Here is a 17,045-nt window from a genome sequence, read left to right as displayed (position 1 = left end):
GGGGAACTCCTCGTACCCATTATGCCCGCCCACACACGGAAATCCGGACAGTCCCAAGCAGCCCGCTTCTTCGGACCTTCCGGCCAACCCCAAGGCAATGCCCGCTTCGTAACCCCACCAGCTTGGCCCTAACCGACCTGGGCTACTCCGCGCACGTTCGACAACGAAGTCGGCGATCGCGTTAAAAGACGAGAACCGTTCGTCTATCGCCACAGCGTTGATGCGAGCGATCTTGGCGATTTGACTTGCTGCGGTTCGAAACTGATCCTCCGTCTCGAACTCCGCATGGCATTTGGAGGAGACAGCTTCATTGTAGCTCATGAAGCCGGCACCGACCCAGAGCCAATGAGCTGCATTCATCAGAGATACGCTCTTTGACCACCTACTTGGCGTGAACTCGACCACGTTTAGCCACGAACCGCGATCAGCGAGCCACAGGCGAGATCGGCCCTTCTGCCGAAAGCCGAGCGAAGCCAACTCGGCCTTTGCAGCAGTGGCGATGATCCTGCTGTGAATGTCACCCATGCAAGCGGTGCTAAACGGTACGTCTGTCATCCGCCAGCCGTCACCTTTCCTCGCTTACGCGACGACGGCGTGACTTCAGGGACTTCAGAGCTGTCGATCGGACCTTCCCTCCAACCGTTCGTGTCGAGCGAAGTCGAGACACCGTGCCACGCGCTTTGCCCCAGGTCTCTCGATCCCGCTCGAGACGAACGGCGCGGAGGGGTGCTCACCCTACCCACCACGCCAGCACCGACACGCTCCCCACCGACAGCACCGTCCCGATCAGCGTCGCCCGCGCCGCAAGCGTCACCTCCTCGCCATAAAGCCGTGCGGCCATGAACGGGCCGGTGCCGGTGGGTAGCGCGGCGAGCAGCAGCGCGGCGGCGGCGTGGATGTGGTCGAGCGGCACGACGAGCAGCAGCGCCGCCACCAGCAGCGGCTGGCCGACCAGCTTGAGCACCAGCGCGGTGGTCAGCTCGCGCGTCCCCGCCCGCCCGCTCGGCTGGACCAGGAACATCCCGATCGTCACCAGCGCCACCGGCGTCGCCGATCCGCCCAGCATCTTGAGGAGCGCGCTCACCGGGGCCGGCAGCGCGAGCCCGCTCACCGCCCACAGCACGCCCGCGACCGGCGCCGCGACGATCGGGTTGCGCGCCACCGCGCCCACCGTCCGTCGCAGCACTTGCCCGCGCGGACCGCCGCGCCCGCGATCGACCTCGACCAGCGTGACGCTCAACGCGAACAGCGCGCAGACCGTCACCAGGCTGGCGATCACCGCCGCGGCGAGTCCCGCCGGCCCCAACAACGTGGCGGCGAGCGGGATGCCCATGAAGGCGGTGTTGGCGTAACCGGCGGTCAGCGCCTCGAGCGAGCGATGCGCGAGCGACTGGCGCCGTCCCGTCAGCCACGGCGAGGCGAACCACGACAGCGCGAAGATGCCAAACGCGCTGCCGCCGAAGACGATCGCGAACCCCGGCTGGTCGAGGCTCGCCCAGTCCGCCTCGGCGACGAAGTCGAACAACAGCGCCGGCAGCGCGAGCCAGACAACATAGGTGTTGAGCGCGCCCACCGCCGCATCGCCCAGCCGCCGCCAGCGTGCGAGGCCCGCGCCGGCCAGTATGGTCGCGAACAGCGGCAGCACCGCGCCCAACACGGTCAGCATCGCGGAGTTTCCCGCCGGCCGGCCGCGCTCAGGCGACCCGCTCCGGCACCTCGGCGGCGTCGGCGGCGATCGCGGTGCCCGGCGCCATCGCCTCCCACGGGAACACGAACCAGTCCTTGGTGACCGCCCGGTCGATCGTGCGCGCGGCATAGTCGACCCGCTGCGCCGAGCCGAGATTGTCGATCAGCGTGGCGAAGCGGATATTGCCCGCCGGGGCGCCCGCCTCCGCCAGCAGTCGCCGCAGCAACCCGATCGTGCGGCCCGAGTCGTTGATGTCGTCTAGGAACAACAATCGTTCGCCACCCGCCGCGCGGCCCGCGAGCCTGGTCAACGCCTCACGCGCGAAGTCCGCCACCTGGCCCGAGAAGTCGACCGACAGCATCGGCAACCCGGTGGCGTGGCTGAGGAACACCGCCGGCACCAGCCCGCCGCGGCCGATGCCGATGAGGTAGGTTGGCTGCCAATGCACGGCATCCTCGGCAATGGCCGCCGCCAGCGCCGTGACCCCCGCCACCATGTCGTCGTGTTCGATGGGCGTGAAGATCGTCATACCGCCGCCAGCGCCTGTTCCATGTCCGCGATCAGGTCATCCGCGTCCTCGACGCCGATCGAGATGCGGACGAGGTTGTCGGTGATGCCCATGCTCGCCTTGCGCGCGTCGGGCACCGACAGGTGCGTCATGCTGGCGGGGTGGCTCGCCAGCGTCTCGGTCCCGCCCAGGCTTACCGCGAGCTTGGCGATCTTGAGCGCGTCGAGGAAGCGGAAGCTCTCCGCCTCGCCGCCGTTCAGGTACAGCGAGAAGGTGGAGCCCGCCCCGGTGCAGTGGCGGCGGTAGATGTCGCCCTGCCGGCCTTCGTCCTCCGCCAGGAAGCCGAGGTAACCGACGCGGTCAACCTTGGGATGGTCGCGCAGCCAGCCGCAGACCTTCACCGCATTCTCGCCCGCGCGGCTCATCCTGAGCTCCAGCGTTTCGAGCGAGCGGAGCAGCATCCAGGCGGTGTTGGGGTCGCAGATCGTACCGATCGTATTGCGCATCGAGCGGATCGTGTCGATCTGCGCCTTGCTGCCCAGCACCCCGCCCGCCACCAGGTCTGAATGGCCGCCGGCGTATTTGGTGAGGCTGTAGATGACGATGTCGGCGCCGTGCTTCAGCGGCTGGTGCCATAATGGCCCCAGGAACGTGTTGTCGATCGCGATCGGCGGCTTCTCCGCGGCGGTGGCGAACACCTTGTCGCGCGCGGCGGCGACCGCCTCGACGTCGACGAGCGCGTTGGTCGGATTGGCGGGGCTTTCGAGGTAGATCAGCGCGACCCGGCCCGACGCGGCCTTCTGCATCACCGCCTCGATCTCGTCAGGGTTGGCGCCGGCCGGGAAGTCAAGCCAGTGGACGCCGAACCGGCCGAGCACGCGCGCGATCAGCGTCTCGGTCGCGGCATACAGCGGCCCCGAATGGACGATCGTGTCGCCGGGGCGGACGGTCGCGAGGAACAGCGTCGCGATCGCCGACATGCCGCTGGAAAAGGCGAGCGCGTCCTCCGCCTCTTCCCAGATCGCCAGCCGGTCTTCCAGTATCTCCTGGTTCGGCCCGTTGAAGCGCGAGTAGACGAGGCCCTCGGCGCCGCCCGGCCGCTTGCCCGTCACGCCCTCGAAATGCCGCTTGCCCGCCGCGGCATTGGGGAAGACGAAGGTGGAGGTGAGGAAGATCGGCGGCTTCAGGCTGCCTTCCGACAGCGCGGGATCGAAGCCGTGGCCCATCATCAGCGTGGAGGCCTTCAGCTTGCGGCCGTTCAGTTCGGTGACGCCGGGGCGGGGCTTGCCACCCGCTACAGGTACGCCGGTCATGTCGGCCTCCGTCTCGTCGTCGCTCATGTCATAGGCCATGGTTGGGCTCCCGCACGGGGTCGTGCGATGCTACTAACGCCGAAGGCTCGGGTGCGGTACCCCGGCCGGAGTAAGGGGGCGGGCGATGGCGGTCGCGGTGGTGTCGGTTCCGGTGGCGGATCAGGAGAGGGCACTGGCCTTCTATACGGACGTGCTCGGCCTGCATGTCATGACCGACGCGCCGATGGGCCCCGGGATGCGCTGGCTCCAGTTGCAGCCTGCCGACGGCGGCGCGACGGTGGCGCTGGTCGACTGGTATGACGCGATGACACCGGGTAGCCTGCACGGCCTGCTGTTCGGTGTTGCGGATATCGAGGCGGAGCACGCGAGGATGACCGCGGCGGGGGCGGCATGCTCGTCGGTGGAGGAACAGCCCTGGGGCCGGTTCACGATGCTGAAGGACCCCGACGGCAACGGGCTGGTGGTGGCGCAACTAAGCGCGCCGGAGGATATCGCGACGCGGTAGGTCCAACCCGTCACCCCGGCCTTGAGCCGGGGTCCCGCTTCTACTGCTTGCAAGAATAGCGGGGCCCCGGGTCAAGCCCGGGGTGACAAACGGAGGTCAGGCATCGCCGACCGCGATCGCGCTGACCTGGCGGCCGTAGCCCGGCTCGCTCCGATGGGTCGCGCGGCGGTAGCTGAAGAAGCGCGCTTCGTCGCGATAGGTGTCGAGGCCCATTGCCTCGATCCGGGTCAGCCCCGCCGTCGCGAGCCGGTGGGCGACATAGCCTTCCAGGTCGAAGCGCGGGTGGCCGGCGCGAGCTTCCAGGAAGAAGCGTTCGGTCGCGGGATCGTCGGCCGCGAAGCGCGCGGCGAAGGCGTCGTCGACCTCGTAGCTCGCCTGGCCGATGCACGGCCCGATCGCGGCGACGGTCCGCTCGCGCCGCGCGCCCAGCGCCTCCATCGCGGCGATCGTGGCGTCGGTGACGCCGGCAAGCGCACCCTTCCACCCGGCATGCGCCGCGCCGACGACGCCCGCCGCCCGATCCGCCAGCAACACCGGTGCGCAGTCGGCGGTCAGGATGCCGATCAGCAGCCCCGGCCGGTCGGTGACGAGCGCGTCGGCGCGCGGCCGGGCGTCGGAGAACGGGTCGAACGGCGCGCATACGGTCAGCACGTCCGCGGAATGGACCTGATAGGGGGTGAGGAGGACGGCGCCCGGCAGGATCGCCTCGGCCGCCAGCCGCCGGTTCGTCGCCACCGCCGCCGGATCGTCGCCCGCGCCGACACCGACGTTCAGGCCTGCGCAGACGCCGGTCGACACGCCGCCGTGCCGGCCGAGGAAGCCGTGCGGGATGCCGGCCAGCGTCCGCGCGCGGATCGCCTCGACGCTCATGCGGCGAACCCGGCAGGCGCCGGCCAGCCGGGAGCGACGAGCGCCAGGACGCGGAACAGCTCGCCCATCGCGCCCACCAGCCGCTCGCGTGCGGCCTCCACCTCTGCGGCGGCGTCCGGGTGCGCGCGGGCAAGCGCCGCGGCGCGCGCGTCGATGCCGAGCGCCCGCAGGAACGCGCCCTGGCCGACGGTGCCGAACGCGAACGTCCCTTGCGCCTGCGCGGCGGCGGCGAGGGTGGCGAAATCGACGTGCGCGGTCAGGTCGCGCTCGCCCGGTTCCTCGAACGGGTTGGCATAGGCATGGCCGCGCACCGCCTGCAGCGTGTCGCCGACCGCGGGGCCTTCGTAGCCATAGTCGATCAGCAGCAGCGCGCCGCCCTGCCGCGCCAGCCGGTCCGCGAGCGCGCGCACGACGCCGACCGAGGCTGGCGACGTCTCGATGATCGATCCGTCCGGTGCGGCGCGCAACGGTTCGGGGATGATCGCATCGGGCACCGCCGCGCCCGCGACCGGCAGGAACAGCGTGTCCTGGCAGGCAACCATCCGCTCGTGCCAGCGCCCGGCGCGCTTCACCAACTGGCGGATCGGCAGCGCATCGAGGAACTCGTTGGCGACGACGAGCAGCGGGCGATCGGTGGGCAGCGTGTCGACCGCGTCGTGCCAGGTCGCATCGGGCAACCGCTCCGCCTGGCGGCCACGCAACACCGGGCTGGTCTCGACCAGGTGGATCGGCGGCGCGAGGCCCGCCTTCGTCATCGCCCGGCGCGCGTCGGCGGCGAGGCTGCCGCGGCCGGGGCCGAGCTCGACCCAGGCGACCTCGGGGCGGGTGCCATCGGATTTCTTGGCGCGATCCCACAGGTCCGCGCACCACAGCCCGATCAGCTCGCCGAACATCTGGCTGATCTCGGGCGCGGTGGTGAAATCGCCGCCCGCGCCCAGCGGATCGCGCGTCGCGTAATAATGCGCGTTGGCGGCGGCCATGTACTGCGCGACCGACATCGGCCCGGCGAGCGTGATCGCGCGGGCGAGCCGGTCGGGCAGCGCACCGTCCGTCACGCGACGCTTGCGCTGCCCGCGATCGGTTCCACGCGCTGGCGGCGACCGGGCGCGGTGGCGATCAGATAGGCACCGATCAGGACCATCGGCAGGCACAGCCACTGGCCCATGTGGATGCCGCTCGCCTCGATGATCGTCCCACGAAATTGCGCGTCCGGCTCGCGGAAGCCTTCCAGCACGAAGCGGATCGCCCCGAAGCCGGCGAGCCCCGCGCCGACGAGGAAGCCCGGCTGGTACCGCGCCCGCGTGCGATAGAAGAGAAAGGCGAGGATCAGGAACAGCAGCACGCCCTCTCCCAGCGCCTCGTACAGCTGGCTGGGATGACGCGCGGGTTCGATCAGGCCCGCCGGCACCGTGTTGGGGAAGACGATCGCCCAAGGCACCTGGCTCGGCTTGCCCCACAGCTCGCCGTTCACGAAGTTCGCGAGGCGCCCGAAACACTGGCCGATCGGCGCGACACAGGCGACATAGTCGTACAGTCGCAGCAGCGGCAGGCCTTCCTTCCGTGCGAACAGCCACATAGCGAGCATCACGCCGACAAGCCCGCCGTGGAACGACATGCCGCCGTCCCAGAGCCTCAGGATGCGCAACGGATTGCTGAAGTAACCGCCGTCGAAGCCATAGAACAGCACATAGCCGATCCGCCCGCCCAGGATGATGCCGAGCGTCACATAGAACACCAGATCATCCGCATGCCGCCGCGCCATCGGCGCTCCCGGCCTTGCGAGCAGGCGCAGCAGGTACCACCAGCCGAGGACGATGCCGCCGATATAGGCGATCGAATACCAGCGCAGGCTGAACCGCCCGATCGAGAAGATCACCGGACTGAGCCCGAGCTGGTCGAACCGGAGGTGGCCGGCCGCCTGAACTGCGGCCGGCGCGGCGATTGACAGAATCAAGGCTCTTCCCCGGGCTTTACCGCTTCCATAAGAGGCGCGTGAAGCTCCCATAGGTGGGGCAAGCGACAAGACCAAGTGGAGAGCGTAATGCGCACGGCCCTCGACGACGCGATGGATGGCATGCTGGGCCGGCTGACGGGCCCCGGCGGCCAGCTCCAGCTAGGCCGGATCGAGCGGTTCGGGCGGGCGTTGCCGACGATCGAGGGCGTGCCGGCGACGCTGCCCGCCTATTTCGCCCATCATGTCGCGCAGCATGCCGACGCGACCTTCCTGGTGTCGGGCGACGAACGGCTGACGTTCGCGCAGGTGCATGCGGCCGCGCAGCAGGTGGCGGCCGCGCTCGTGGCGCGCGGCGTCGCCAAGGGCGATCGGGTGGGCATCGCGATGCGCAACTCGTCGTCCTGGGTCGTGCTCTACATGGGGATCGTTATGGCGGGCGGCGTCGCGACGCTGCTCAACGGCTGGTGGCAGTCGGCCGAGCTGCGCCACGCGATCGCCGACGTCGGCTGCCGCCTGGTGTTCGCCGATCCGCCGCGCGCCTTACGGCTGGACGGTGCGAGCATGGAATTGATGGTCGTCGACGATCGCCTGCCGCTGGCGCAGGCCTTGTCCGTGCTGGGCTCCGCCATTGCCGCGTTGCCCGACATCGGTGCGGACGACCTTGCCACCATCCTGTTCACGTCGGGCTCGACGGGCGTTTCCAAAGGCGCCTTTTCGGACCATCGCGCGGTCATCCAGGGCGTGTACTGCTTCCTGTCGTCGGCGCTCGTCATGCTGGGCCTTGCGACCGAGGCAGGTATGGCGCCGACCGGCCAGCCGGCGACGATGGTCAACCTGCCGCTATTCCACGTCACCGGCATGGTGCCGATGTTGCTCCAGAGCTTCGCGTTGGGGCGCAAGATGGTGCTGATGGCGAAGTGGGACGCGCAGGAGGCGATGCGGCTGATCCAGGCCGAGCGCGTCACCTATTTCATCGGCGTGCCGCTGATGAGCTACGAGATGCTGACCCATCCCAATCGCGGCTCCTACGACTTGTCCAGCGTCACCGATTTCGCGGCGGGCGGCGCGCCCCGTCCGGCCGAGCACGTCCGCCGGATCCAGGAGGAGATGGGTGGCGGGGCGCCGCTGATCGGTTACGGGCTGACCGAGACCAATTCGACGGGGGTCCTCAATCTGCGCGGCAACTATCTCGCCAAGCCGCATTCCGCAGGTCGTCCGTCCAAGCCGCTCGTCGAGATCGGCATCCTCGACGACGCAGGGACCGAGGTCGCGCAGGGCACGACGGGCGAGATCGCGATCCGCGGCATCTGCAACGCGCGCGGATACTGGGGCAACGAGGCGGCAACGGCGGCGGCGTTCACGTCCGACGGCTGGTTCCGCTCGGGCGATCTCGGCTATCTCGACGAGGACGGCTATCTGTTCATCGTCGACCGCAAGAAGGACATCATCATCCGCGGCGGCGAGAACATCAGCTGTCAGGAGGTGGAGGACGCGCTGTACGAGAACCCGGCCGTCGCCGAATGCGCGGTGTTCGGCCTGCCCGACGAGCGGTTCGGCGAGGTGCCGGGCGCGGTGGTCTGCCCGGCGGACGGCGCCATCCTGACGCCGGCCGGGTTGATCGCCTTCCTCGACACGAACATCGCCGGGTTCAAGATCCCGCGTCGAATCTGGATCGTGCGCGATCCGCTGCCGAGGCTCGGCACGGAGAAGATCGACAAGGTGAGCCTGCGCGCAACCTATCGCACGGTCGCGGCGGCGGAGGATGCGGCGCGGGCGGCGTGACGCCCGACACGATGCTGGGCGGACGGCCATGAAGCGCGCCACCGAGACCGGAGCCGTCGACCGCCGCACGCTGCTGATCGCCGGCGGCGTCGGCGCGGGGCTGCTGGTCGGCTGGGCGGTGTGGCCGCGAGCGTACGGCTCCAACCTGTCAGCCGCGCCGGGCGAGACGATCCTGGGCGCCTGGCTGAAGATCGCCGAGGACGGACAGGTGACGGTCGCGGTGCCGCAGGCCGAGCATGGGCAAGGTGCCTGGACCGCGCTCGCGCAGATCGTGGCGGACGAACTGGGCGCGGACTGGCGCACCGTCGGCGTCGAAGCCGCGCCCCCCAACCCGCTCTACGCCAATCCGCTGGCGCTCGACGAACTGCTGGAGGGAACGCTAGGCGCGCTGCCTCACGGCGCCCTCGCCCGCCACGCGACCGATGCGGACTGGATGCTGACCGGAGGCTCCACCTCGGTCCGCATGTTCGAGGGGCCGTGTCGCCAAGCGGGCGCGGGCGCGCGGGCGCTGCTGTGCAAGGCGGCGGCGCGGCGCTGGGCCGTCGACTGGCGCGATTGCGACACGCACGCGGGCTTCGTCACGCATGGTGCGCAGCGGCTGCGGTTCGGAGAGCTTGCCGCCGTCGCCGCGGGCGAAGCGCTGCCCAATCCGCTGACGTTCCGTGGTTCCGGACCTGATCGCCTGTCGGGCAAGCCGCTGCCCCGGCTCGACGTGCCCGCCAAGGTGGACGGCTCCGCGCAGTTCGCCGCCGACATCCGCCTGCCCGACATGGTGTTCGCCAGCACCCGATCGGGGCCGATCGGCGATACGCGGCTGGTGCGCACCGACAAGGCGGCGGCGAACCGCATCCGCGGCGTGCTGGAGGTGGTGGAGGCACCAGGCTGGGTGGCGGCGGTCGCGACCGACTGGTGGGCGGCCGATCGCGCGCTCGACGCGTTGGCGCCGCGGTTCGAGACGCGGGGACGGCTCGTCACGACCGCCGGCATCGACGCCGCACTGGAGGCCGCGCTCGCGGGGCCGGGAGAGCGTATGGTCGCAGTCGGTGACGTCGCCGGCCAGTTCCGCGCCGCGCACCTGATCGCCGCGACCTATCGCGTCGCGCCCGGCGTCCACGCGAGCATCGAGACCGTCGCGGCGACCGCACGCTGGCACGACGGGCGGCTGGAGCTGTGGCTGCCGACCCAGGCGCCCGTCGCCGTGCGGCATGCGGCCGCCGCCGCGATCGGCGTGTCGCCGGCGCAGGTGACGGTCCACCCGATGCTGATCGGCGGCTCGTTCGGCGCGGCGCTGGAGACGGGCGCGGCGGTGCAGGCGGCGGTGCTGGCGGTCAGGCTCAGGCGCCCGGTGCAGCTCAGCTGGTCGCGCGCGGAGGACCTGCGCCGCGACGCAGTGCGGCCACCGGCGCTCGCGAAGCTTGCGGCGCGGCTGGGACCGAGCGGCCAGATCGCGGCGTGGGAGGCGCGTATCGCCGCGCCCTCGACCGGGCGCGAGCTGGCGCAGCGGCTGTTCTCCGGCGACCCGGTGGTGGCCGCCGCACTGGCGCTCGCCGGCACGGGCGATCCCTATGTCGTCGCGGGCGCCGCGCCGCCGTATCGCATCCCTGCGCTCGCGGTCGACCATCACCCTGCCGATGCCGCCAGTCTCGGGGGCCTGCCCACCGGGCACCTGCGCGGCGGCGCGCACGGCTATACCTGCTTCTTCACCGAGTCGTTCGTCGACGAGCTGGCGCACACGGCGGGGACGGAGGCGCTCAGCTATCGCATCGCCACGCTGGGCGGCGACCCCCGGCTCGCGCGCTGCCTGTCGACCGCGGCGTCGCTGGGCGGCTGGGACGGCGGTGCATCCGGCAGCGGGCAGGGCATCGCATGCCATGCCTTCCGCGGCAGCCGCATCGCGGTGCTGGCGGAGGCGAGGATCGAGGGCGGTCGCATCAAGGTCGACCGGCTGGTCGCGGCGGTGGATTGCGGACGGACGATCAACCCCGATCTGGTCCGCCAGCAGATCGAGGGCGGGTTGGTGTTCGGCATGGCGCAGGCGCTGGGCGCGGCGACCGGCTACACCGCCGGCCTGCCGGACGCGCATGGCTTCGGCAGCCTCGGCCTGCCGCGGCTCGCCGACGTCCCCGACGTCACCGTCGAGCTTATCCGCAGCGAGGCTGAGCCGGGCGGGGTAAGCGAACTCGCGGTGCCCCCGGTCGCGCCGGCGATCGCCAATGCGCTGTGGTCGGCGACGGGCACTCGCTTACGCTCGCTGCCGCTGGTACTCGGGCCCGCGTGACCCTCCCCGCGAACCACCCCACCATCCTTGCACCCCGCATCGGCGTGCTGCTCATCAACCTCGGCACGCCCGACGCCGCCGACACGCGGTCTGTGCGCCGCTATCTCGCCGAGTTCCTGTCCGACCGGCGCGTGGTGGAGCTGCCGCGCATCGCCTGGCAGCCGATCCTGCGCGGGATCGTGCTGACGACGCGGCCGAAGAAGTCGGCGCATGCGTACAGCCAGGTCTGGCGGGAGGACGGCTCGCCACTCGCCGCCTTCACGCGGTTGCAGGCGCAGGGGCTGCAGGGCGCGTTCGGGCCGGACGTCAGCGTCGATTGGGCGATGCGCTACGGCAACCCGTCGATCCCCGACCGTCTGGCGGCGATGAAGGCGGCGGGGTGCGAGCGGATCCTGCTCGCGCCGCTGTACCCGCAATATTGCGCGGCGACGACCGCGACCGCCAACGACAAGGCGTTCCTGGCGCTCGCCGGCATGCGGTGGCAGCCGGCCCTCCGCACGCTGCCGCCCTATCATGACGACCCGCTCTACATCGCAGCGTTGAAGGAACGGCTGGAGGCGGAGATCGCCGCGCTGCCGTTCGCGCCCGACGCGGTGATCGCGAGCTTCCACGGCATGCCCAAGCGCACGCTGGCGCTGGGCGATCCGTATCATTGTCACTGCCAGAAGACCGCCCGGCTGCTGTCCGAAGCGATGAACCGTCAATTGACCGTCGCCTTCCAGTCGCGCTTCGGGCCCGCCAAATGGCTCGGGCCGGCGACGGACGAGACGCTGGCGCGATTGGCGCGAGAGGGGGTGAAGAAGGTCGCGATCTTCGCGCCGGGCTTCTCCGCCGATTGCCTGGAGACGTTGGAGGAGCTGTCGATCCGCGGTCGCGAGACCTTCATGGCGGCGGGCGGGACCGACTTCGCCTACCTCCCATGCCTCAACGACGCGCCGGTCGGGCTCCGGATGCTGCGCAGCATCCTCGCGCGGGAACTTGCGGGGTGGGTTCCTGCCGTCTAGCCTGGTCGCAACGACATAGGAGAGAGTGGATGGCACGCGTAGCGATCGTCACGGGCGGCACGCGCGGGATCGGTGAGGCGATCAGCCTGGCGCTGCATGGCGCGGGGATGACGGTCGTCGCCACTTACGCCGGCGACGTGGAGCGGGCGAAAGCCTTCACCGATCGCACGGGCATCGTGGCCTATCGGTGGGATGTGGGCGATTACCACGCCTGTCAGGACGGCTGCGCGCTGGTGGAGTCGGAGGTCGGCCCGATCGACGTCGTCGTCAACAACGCGGGCATCACCCGCGACGGCACGATCCTCAAGATGACGCACGAGGATTGGGACGAGGTGATGCGCGTCAACCTCGGCGGCTGTTTCAACATGGCGAAGGCCACCTTCCCCGGCATGCGCGCGCGCAAATGGGGGCGGATCGTCAACATCGGCTCGATCAACGGCCAGGCGGGGCAATATGGCCAGGTGAACTACGCCGCCGCCAAATCCGGCATCCATGGCTTCACCAAGGCACTGGCGCAGGAGGGCGCGCGCCTGGGCGTGACGGTGAACGCGATCGCGCCCGGCTATGTCGACACCGACATGGTCGCCGCGGTGCCGGGCGATGTGCTCGAGAAGATCGTCGCCCGGATCCCGGTCGGCCGCCTGGGCCAGGCGGCCGAGATCGCGCGCGGGGTGACGTTCCTGTGCTCGGAGGAGGCAGGGTTCGTGACGGGCTCGACGCTGAGCATCAATGGCGGGCAGCATATGTACTGACGGGACGAGGCGCGGCCACGCCCGCGCCGCCGGCGAAGCCGCGGCCCGGCTCGGCCGACGGGCAGTGGAGCCGCGCGAGCGGCGAACCTGACCCGTTCGACGTCACGCCGGCGGCTTCGCCGTCGGCCTTCTCCGTTCTATTATCTGAAGGCACACGCTCACCAGAAGTAAGAAAACCGACAGCGAAGCCGCCGGCGTGACGTCGAACGGGTTCGCTGGCGCGACCCGCCGGCCGGTTCGGGCGCTGCCGCTGCGCGGCACCGCGCCGTCCGGCTTCGCCGCGACGCGCTGCGCCCGAACAAACGGGCCGGCTGTCTTTCGACAACCGGCCCGCACCCTCGATACGCTACGCGAGGGCTCCTCCCGATACGCAACCGGGGAGAAGAAGAGGAAAAGGGGTCAGCGGCGTCGGCGCGATCCGTCCGGCCGGCAGCGCGTCACCGGCAATAGCGCGGGTTGCCCGACCGGCCCACCGCCCGGCCCGCCAACGCGCCGCCGCCCGCACCCAGGATAGTGCCCAGCGACCGGTCACCGCGCCCGGCTATCGAATTGCCCAGCAAGCCGCCCGCGATCGCGCCCACGATAGTGCCGGTCGTTCCGCTGTTGCAGCGGCGCGGGGCGTAGCGCCGGTCACGATAACCGTCGCGACCATTGTAGCCGCCCCGGTAAGTCGGGCCGCGGTTGTACCCGTCGCGATAGGCGTTGCCGTACGCCTGATCGTAGCGGTCGCCGCCCCATTGCTGCGCGCCTGCCGCCGTCGGCATCGCGATCGCGGACACGCCCAGCGCGGCGGTGGTCAGCGTCAGCATCAGCGTTCTGAACATGGCGGTCACTCCGGCTCCACCGGCGGAGGACCGAACCACCGGTTCTCCGTCGAAGCCGCCTTTTGCCTGAGTCGCGTTGATCGCAGGCTGAATACGCTCGTTATCGCCCGTTCACACTGACCGATCCGCCGAGCCCGCTACAGCGTTGCGACGCAACCATCTTCGAGCGTGGTCGTTCTGGTAATCGCAGGGAACGGCGACACGCGGCCTGATCCGCTGCGCACGTGTGTGATAATCGTCTCCGCCGGCGGCGTTAATCTGCCAAACGCAAAAAGCCCGCGCTTCCGTCAGGAAGGCGGGCGTTGCTTTTTGGAGAACCCGTACTTGGACGGGACGATCATTCAGGCGGCGAGGGTCTCACTCGTGTCGACCGAACCGAGCTTCTTGACGATGTCGCGCTTCAGCCGGCGGCAGCGCAGCGACAGCTTGTCGTCGCCGGTCTTGACCAGCCAATTGTCCAGCCCTCCGTTATGCTCGACCGAGCGCAGCCCGTGCGTCGACACGCGCAGCCGGATCGAGCGCTCCAGCGCATCGGAGATCAGCGTCACGTTCTGCAGGTTGGGCAGGAAGGTGCGCTTGGTCTTGTTGTTGGCGTGGGAAACGTTGTTCCCCACCATCCGGCCCTTGCCGGTCAGCTCGCAGATACGCGCCATGGTGATCGTCCTGATTGATCGAAGCCCCGCGCCGGCGACCGACCTCGGGAAAGGCGACGCGCTTAACGGTCGCGACGCCTATCGTCAACCGGCCGGGATTGACGGACATCGCGCGCAACCTCACCGGCGAACGGGCGTTACGCAGCCGTATCATCCTTGGGGAGAGCGACGATGCGGTTCATTCTGACGCTGTTGGGGCTGGCGGTGGTGCTGCTCGTGGTGGCGATGCTGTTCGGGTTGATCAACTTCGACCAGACCAAGAAGGCGGTGGTGCAGGCGCCCGAGTTCAAGATGAACGTCGGCAAGGTCGCGGTCGGCTCCGAGACCAAGACCGTCAGCGTGCCGACGATCAGCGTACAGAAGCCGGCCAACGCGACGGCGCCAGCGCAGTGAGCACCCTCACTCCGAACGAGGCCGTGGCCGATGTGCCCGGACGGCGCCCAGGCCACCTCGCCGCCGCGGCGCTTGTGCCGCCGCTCGGTCTGCATCTCGCCGCTGTCCGGCCACGTGAGTTCTGGATCGGTACGGGGCTTACCGTGCTGGGCTTCGTGCCCGGCGCGGTGTTCGCGCTGTATCTGCTGCTGCGTCGGAGCGGGCCCGTCGCCACCTGACGGGTCGGCCAGCATGTTCCCGCTTCCCCCTCCGATGCGCGCCGCGCTCGACGTCGCGCATGAGGCCGGGGTGGCGGGCGAGGTTCCCGTGGGTGCGGCCGTCGTGCTCGATGGCACGATCGTGGCGGTCGCCGCCAATGCGCCGCGCACGCTGAACGATCCGACCGCCCATGCCGAGATGCGCGCGATCCGTCTGGCGGCGGAGAAGCTGGGACGCGACCGGCTCGACGGCTGCGACCTGTGGGTGACGCTCGAGCCCTGCGCGATGTGCGCCGGCGCGATCGCCCATGCGCGGATCGCCCGGCTTTATTTTGGCGCGGCGGACTCGAAAGGCGGCGCGGTGGAACATGGACCGCGGTTCTTCGGCCAGCCGACCTGCCATCACCGGCCGGAGGTCTACGCAGGCATCGGCGAGGGTGAGGCGGCGGCATTGTTGCACGGGTTCTTCGCACCAAAGCGGTGATCGGGCGCCGCGGATCAAGCGCCGGCCAAGATAGCACCTATGCCAAGGATCGACGGCCGTACTTGCATGGCCCGTTGCCCAAAGCGCCCGGCTGCGGCAAGGAAGGTGGCGAGGTCATGAACCCGCTTCCGCCCTTTCCATGGATCGACGTCGTCATCATCCTGGCGCTCGTCCTGCTGAACGGCGTTTTCGCGATGAGCGAGCTGTCGATCGTCTCGTCGCGCAAGGCCCGGCTGGAGGCGATGGCGCGAGGCAGCCGGATCGGCCGCCGCTCGGGCGCGCGCGCGGCGCTGGTGCTGGCGGCGGATCCGGGCAAGTTCCTGTCGACGGTGCAGATCGGCATCACGCTGATCGCGACGCTCGCCGGCGCTTTCTCGGGCTCGAGCCTGGGTGAGCCGGTCGCGGCGCGGCTGGCGCGGGCGGGGATGGCGCCGGATGCCGCCGAGCATCTGGGCTTCGCGCTGGTGATCGGGGTGACGACGCTCCTGTCGCTCGTCATCGGCGAGCTGGTGCCCAAACAGATCGCGCTCCGGAGCCCGGAGCCGATCGCGGCGGCGATGGCGGTGCCGATGCGCTGGCTGGCGATCGGCACCGCGCCGGTGGTGTGGGCGCTCGATCGGACCAGCGCGGTGATCTTCCGCCTGCTCGGCCTGTCGCGCGGCAACGAGGATCAGGTGACCGCGGAGGAACTGCACCTGATCGTCGCGGAGGCGAGCAAGTCGGGCGTGATCGAGGAGCATGAACGCTCGATCATCTCGGGCGTCGTGCGGCTGGCCGATCGTCCGGTGCGCGAGGTAATGACGCCGCGCACGGAGGTGTGCTGGCTCGATGCCGACCTCGACGAGGCGGGCGTGCGCCGTGCGCTGATCGAGGTGCCGCATACCCGGCTGCCGGTGGCGGAAGGATCGATCGACGCGCTGATCGGCGTCGTGCAGACGCACGAGCTGGTGTCGGCGCTGCTGAAGGGCGAGCCGATCTCGCTTCGCGCGCTGGTGCGGACCGCCACCGTCGTTCCCGACCATCTGGACGCGATGGACACGCTGAACGCGCTGCGCCTGGCCGAGGTGCCGATGGCGCTGGTCCATGACGAGTACGGTCATTTCGAGGGGCTGGTGACGCCCGCCGACCTGTTGTCCGCCATCGCCGGCGAGTTCGCGTCGGACACGGACCCGGACGAGGAGCCGTCGATCGTCGAACGCGCGGACGGTTCGCTGCTGGTCGCGGGCACGACGGCCGCCGACACGCTGGCCGAGCGGCTGGGCCTCGACCTGCCCGAGGACCGCGATTATGCGACAGTCGCTGGCCTCGCGCTCGCGGCGTTCCGGCACCTGCCGTCCGAAGGCGAGAGCTTCGAGGAACAGGGCTGGCGGTTCGAGGTGGTCGATCTCGACGGACGCCGGATCGACAAGCTGCTGGTGAGCATGGCGGGATAGCGGCGGATTAGTCGCCGCTAGGCTCGGATCAGCTCAGCCGATCGATCTGGTCGAGGACGAATCGCGGATCGAACGGCTTGGCGACGAACATCGTGTGCTCGGGAAGCTGCGCCGCCGTGAGCTTCACCGCGCCCGAAGCGACGACCAGCAGCGTGGGCGGGAAGCGCTCGCGCACGAAATGGGCGAGCTTCACGCCGTTCATCGACCCCGGCATCTGCACGTCCGTCAGCACGACGCGGATGGAGGGGTGCGATTCGAGCACCAGTATGGCGGCATCCGCGCTGTCCGCCTCGAACACTTCGAAACCCTCGTCCTCGAAGAAGTCAGCGAGGTTGATGCGGATAAGCGGCTCGTCGTCCACCACCAGGATCGACCGCTTCGCCACCGCTTTCTCAACCATTGTCTTCA

At 70.0% G+C, this 17,045-nt stretch carries 19 protein-coding genes; 9 read left to right on the top strand and 10 right to left on the bottom strand.

Translation table 11 applies throughout. The features are described 5' to 3' along the window. The 4 genes from ACFE65_RS08685 to ACFE65_RS08670 all read right to left on the bottom strand — a co-directional run. A partial coding sequence (locus ACFE65_RS08685; RefSeq protein ID WP_375381960.1) for a hypothetical protein occupies positions 1–525 on the bottom strand: 525 nt, incomplete at its 3' end. A gap of 205 nt (positions 526–730) precedes the next feature. Next, complete coding sequence (locus tag ACFE65_RS08680) at positions 731–1,666, bottom strand: AEC family transporter (protein WP_375381959.1); 936 nt, start codon at positions 1,664–1,666, stop codon at positions 731–733. Between the two features lie 28 nt (positions 1,667–1,694). Next, on the bottom strand, positions 1,695–2,216 hold the full coding sequence (locus ACFE65_RS08675) for a phosphoribosyltransferase (protein WP_375381958.1): 522 nt from the start codon (positions 2,214–2,216) through the stop codon (positions 1,695–1,697). Further along, complete coding sequence (locus ACFE65_RS08670) at positions 2,213–3,535, bottom strand: cystathionine gamma-synthase family protein (protein WP_375381964.1); 1,323 nt, start codon at positions 3,533–3,535, stop codon at positions 2,213–2,215. The genes ACFE65_RS08675 and ACFE65_RS08670 overlap by 4 nt, the downstream gene beginning before the upstream one ends. 97 nt (positions 3,536–3,632) lie before the next feature. Here ACFE65_RS08670 and ACFE65_RS08665 point away from each other — a divergent pair, with 97 nt between their 5' ends. Continuing rightward, a complete protein-coding gene (locus ACFE65_RS08665; RefSeq protein WP_375381957.1) occupies positions 3,633–4,013 on the top strand; it encodes a VOC family protein in 381 nt (126 codons plus the stop codon). A 96-nt stretch (positions 4,014–4,109) separates the two neighbouring features. On the opposite strand, the gene pgeF is transcribed toward ACFE65_RS08665, so the two are convergent. Genes pgeF through lgt form a run of 3 tightly spaced genes read right to left on the bottom strand, consistent with a single transcriptional unit; the run spans position 4,110 to position 6,837 of the window. After that, positions 4,110–4,883, bottom strand: coding sequence for a peptidoglycan editing factor PgeF (pgeF, locus tag ACFE65_RS08660; protein ID WP_375381956.1), 774 nt, complete (start codon positions 4,881–4,883; stop codon positions 4,110–4,112). Beyond that, a complete protein-coding gene (locus tag ACFE65_RS08655) occupies positions 4,880–5,881 on the bottom strand; it encodes a class I SAM-dependent methyltransferase (RefSeq protein WP_375381963.1) in 1,002 nt (333 codons plus the stop codon). The genes pgeF and ACFE65_RS08655 overlap by 4 nt, the downstream gene beginning before the upstream one ends. Before the next feature lie 53 nt (positions 5,882–5,934). After that, on the bottom strand, positions 5,935–6,837 hold the full coding sequence (gene lgt, locus ACFE65_RS08650) for a prolipoprotein diacylglyceryl transferase (protein ID WP_375381955.1): 903 nt from the start codon (positions 6,835–6,837) through the stop codon (positions 5,935–5,937). A gap of 87 nt (positions 6,838–6,924) precedes the next feature. Between lgt and ACFE65_RS08645 the strand changes: the two genes are divergently transcribed. Genes ACFE65_RS08645 through phbB form a run of 4 tightly spaced genes read left to right on the top strand, consistent with a single transcriptional unit; the run spans position 6,925 to position 12,653 of the window. Beyond that, positions 6,925–8,619, top strand: a complete 1,695-nt coding sequence (locus ACFE65_RS08645) for a class I adenylate-forming enzyme family protein (RefSeq protein WP_375381954.1) — start codon at positions 6,925–6,927, stop codon at positions 8,617–8,619. A gap of 28 nt (positions 8,620–8,647) precedes the next feature. Next, positions 8,648–10,897 carry a molybdopterin cofactor-binding domain-containing protein gene (locus ACFE65_RS08640; protein WP_375381953.1) on the top strand — a complete coding sequence of 750 codons (2,250 nt, stop codon included), beginning with the start codon at positions 8,648–8,650 and terminating at the stop codon, positions 10,895–10,897. Beyond that, entirely contained in the window at positions 10,894–11,901 is a 1,008-nt protein-coding gene (gene hemH, locus ACFE65_RS08635; RefSeq protein ID WP_375381952.1) for a ferrochelatase, read from the top strand. The genes ACFE65_RS08640 and hemH overlap by 4 nt, the downstream gene beginning before the upstream one ends. 29 nt (positions 11,902–11,930) lie before the next feature. After that, positions 11,931–12,653 (top strand): acetoacetyl-CoA reductase, encoded by a 723-nt coding sequence (phbB, locus tag ACFE65_RS08630; protein WP_375381951.1) that lies wholly within the window; start codon positions 11,931–11,933, stop codon positions 12,651–12,653. Positions 12,654–13,090: 437 nt separating this feature from the next. On the opposite strand, the gene ACFE65_RS08625 is transcribed toward phbB, so the two are convergent. Both ACFE65_RS08625 and rpmB read right to left on the bottom strand, forming a co-directional pair. Continuing rightward, entirely contained in the window at positions 13,091–13,477 is a 387-nt protein-coding gene (locus ACFE65_RS08625) for a glycine zipper 2TM domain-containing protein (protein WP_375381950.1), read from the bottom strand. 341 nt (positions 13,478–13,818) lie between these two features. Continuing rightward, a complete protein-coding gene (gene rpmB, locus ACFE65_RS08620) occupies positions 13,819–14,130 on the bottom strand; it encodes a 50S ribosomal protein L28 (protein ID WP_375381949.1) in 312 nt (103 codons plus the stop codon). Positions 14,131–14,301: 171 nt separating this feature from the next. Here rpmB and ACFE65_RS08615 point away from each other — a divergent pair, with 171 nt between their 5' ends. From ACFE65_RS08615 to ACFE65_RS08600, 4 genes are all read left to right on the top strand, one after another. Continuing rightward, positions 14,302–14,523: a hypothetical protein gene (locus ACFE65_RS08615; RefSeq protein ID WP_375381948.1), complete on the top strand. Its 222-nt coding sequence runs from the start codon at positions 14,302–14,304 to the stop codon at positions 14,521–14,523. Next, positions 14,520–14,741, top strand: coding sequence for a YqaE/Pmp3 family membrane protein (locus ACFE65_RS08610; protein ID WP_375381947.1), 222 nt, complete (start codon positions 14,520–14,522; stop codon positions 14,739–14,741). The genes ACFE65_RS08615 and ACFE65_RS08610 overlap by 4 nt, the downstream gene beginning before the upstream one ends. Before the next feature lie 13 nt (positions 14,742–14,754). Beyond that, on the top strand, positions 14,755–15,204 hold the full coding sequence (locus tag ACFE65_RS08605) for a nucleoside deaminase (protein ID WP_375381946.1): 450 nt from the start codon (positions 14,755–14,757) through the stop codon (positions 15,202–15,204). 116 nt (positions 15,205–15,320) lie between these two features. Then, positions 15,321–16,637, top strand: a complete 1,317-nt coding sequence (locus ACFE65_RS08600) for a hemolysin family protein (protein ID WP_375381945.1) — start codon at positions 15,321–15,323, stop codon at positions 16,635–16,637. Positions 16,638–16,665: 28 nt separating this feature from the next. Here ACFE65_RS08600 and ACFE65_RS08595 read toward each other — a convergent pair whose 3' ends face one another. Then, positions 16,666–17,037: a response regulator gene (locus ACFE65_RS08595; RefSeq protein WP_375381962.1), complete on the bottom strand. Its 372-nt coding sequence runs from the start codon at positions 17,035–17,037 to the stop codon at positions 16,666–16,668. Between the last annotated feature and the right edge of the window lie 8 nt (positions 17,038–17,045).

It is taken from the genome of uncultured Sphingomonas sp., assembly GCF_964237335.1.
Classification (GTDB): Bacteria; Pseudomonadota; Alphaproteobacteria; order Sphingomonadales; family Sphingomonadaceae; genus Sphingomonas.
The sequence above is the reverse complement of the archived record's forward strand: the minus strand, read 5'-3'. Positions and strand labels throughout refer to the sequence as shown.

Excerpts from the sequence above, each read along its gene's own strand:
- ACFE65_RS08680 (WP_375381959.1), bottom strand. The coding sequence starts at position 1,666 with ATGCTGACCGTGTTGGGCGCGGTGCTGCCGCTGTTCGCGACCATACTG.
- ACFE65_RS08675 (WP_375381958.1), bottom strand. The coding sequence starts at position 2,216 with ATGACGATCTTCACGCCCATCGAACACGACGACATGGTGGCGGGGGTC.
- ACFE65_RS08670 (WP_375381964.1), bottom strand. The coding sequence starts at position 3,535 with ATGAGCGACGACGAGACGGAGGCCGACATGACCGGCGTACCTGTAGCG.
- ACFE65_RS08665 (WP_375381957.1), top strand. The coding sequence starts at position 3,633 with ATGGCGGTCGCGGTGGTGTCGGTTCCGGTGGCGGATCAGGAGAGGGCA.
- pgeF (WP_375381956.1), bottom strand. The coding sequence starts at position 4,883 with ATGAGCGTCGAGGCGATCCGCGCGCGGACGCTGGCCGGCATCCCGCAC.
- ACFE65_RS08655 (WP_375381963.1), bottom strand. The coding sequence starts at position 5,881 with ATGTCGGTCGCGCAGTACATGGCCGCCGCCAACGCGCATTATTACGCG.
- ACFE65_RS08645 (WP_375381954.1), top strand. The coding sequence starts at position 6,925 with ATGCGCACGGCCCTCGACGACGCGATGGATGGCATGCTGGGCCGGCTG.
- ACFE65_RS08640 (WP_375381953.1), top strand. The coding sequence starts at position 8,648 with ATGAAGCGCGCCACCGAGACCGGAGCCGTCGACCGCCGCACGCTGCTG.
- phbB (WP_375381951.1), top strand. The coding sequence starts at position 11,931 with ATGGCACGCGTAGCGATCGTCACGGGCGGCACGCGCGGGATCGGTGAG.
- ACFE65_RS08625 (WP_375381950.1), bottom strand. The coding sequence starts at position 13,477 with ATGTTCAGAACGCTGATGCTGACGCTGACCACCGCCGCGCTGGGCGTG.
- rpmB (WP_375381949.1), bottom strand. The coding sequence starts at position 14,130 with ATGGCGCGTATCTGCGAGCTGACCGGCAAGGGCCGGATGGTGGGGAAC.
- ACFE65_RS08615 (WP_375381948.1), top strand. The coding sequence starts at position 14,302 with ATGCGGTTCATTCTGACGCTGTTGGGGCTGGCGGTGGTGCTGCTCGTG.
- ACFE65_RS08605 (WP_375381946.1), top strand. The coding sequence starts at position 14,755 with ATGTTCCCGCTTCCCCCTCCGATGCGCGCCGCGCTCGACGTCGCGCAT.
- ACFE65_RS08600 (WP_375381945.1), top strand. The coding sequence starts at position 15,321 with ATGAACCCGCTTCCGCCCTTTCCATGGATCGACGTCGTCATCATCCTG.
- ACFE65_RS08595 (WP_375381962.1), bottom strand. The coding sequence starts at position 17,037 with ATGGTTGAGAAAGCGGTGGCGAAGCGGTCGATCCTGGTGGTGGACGAC.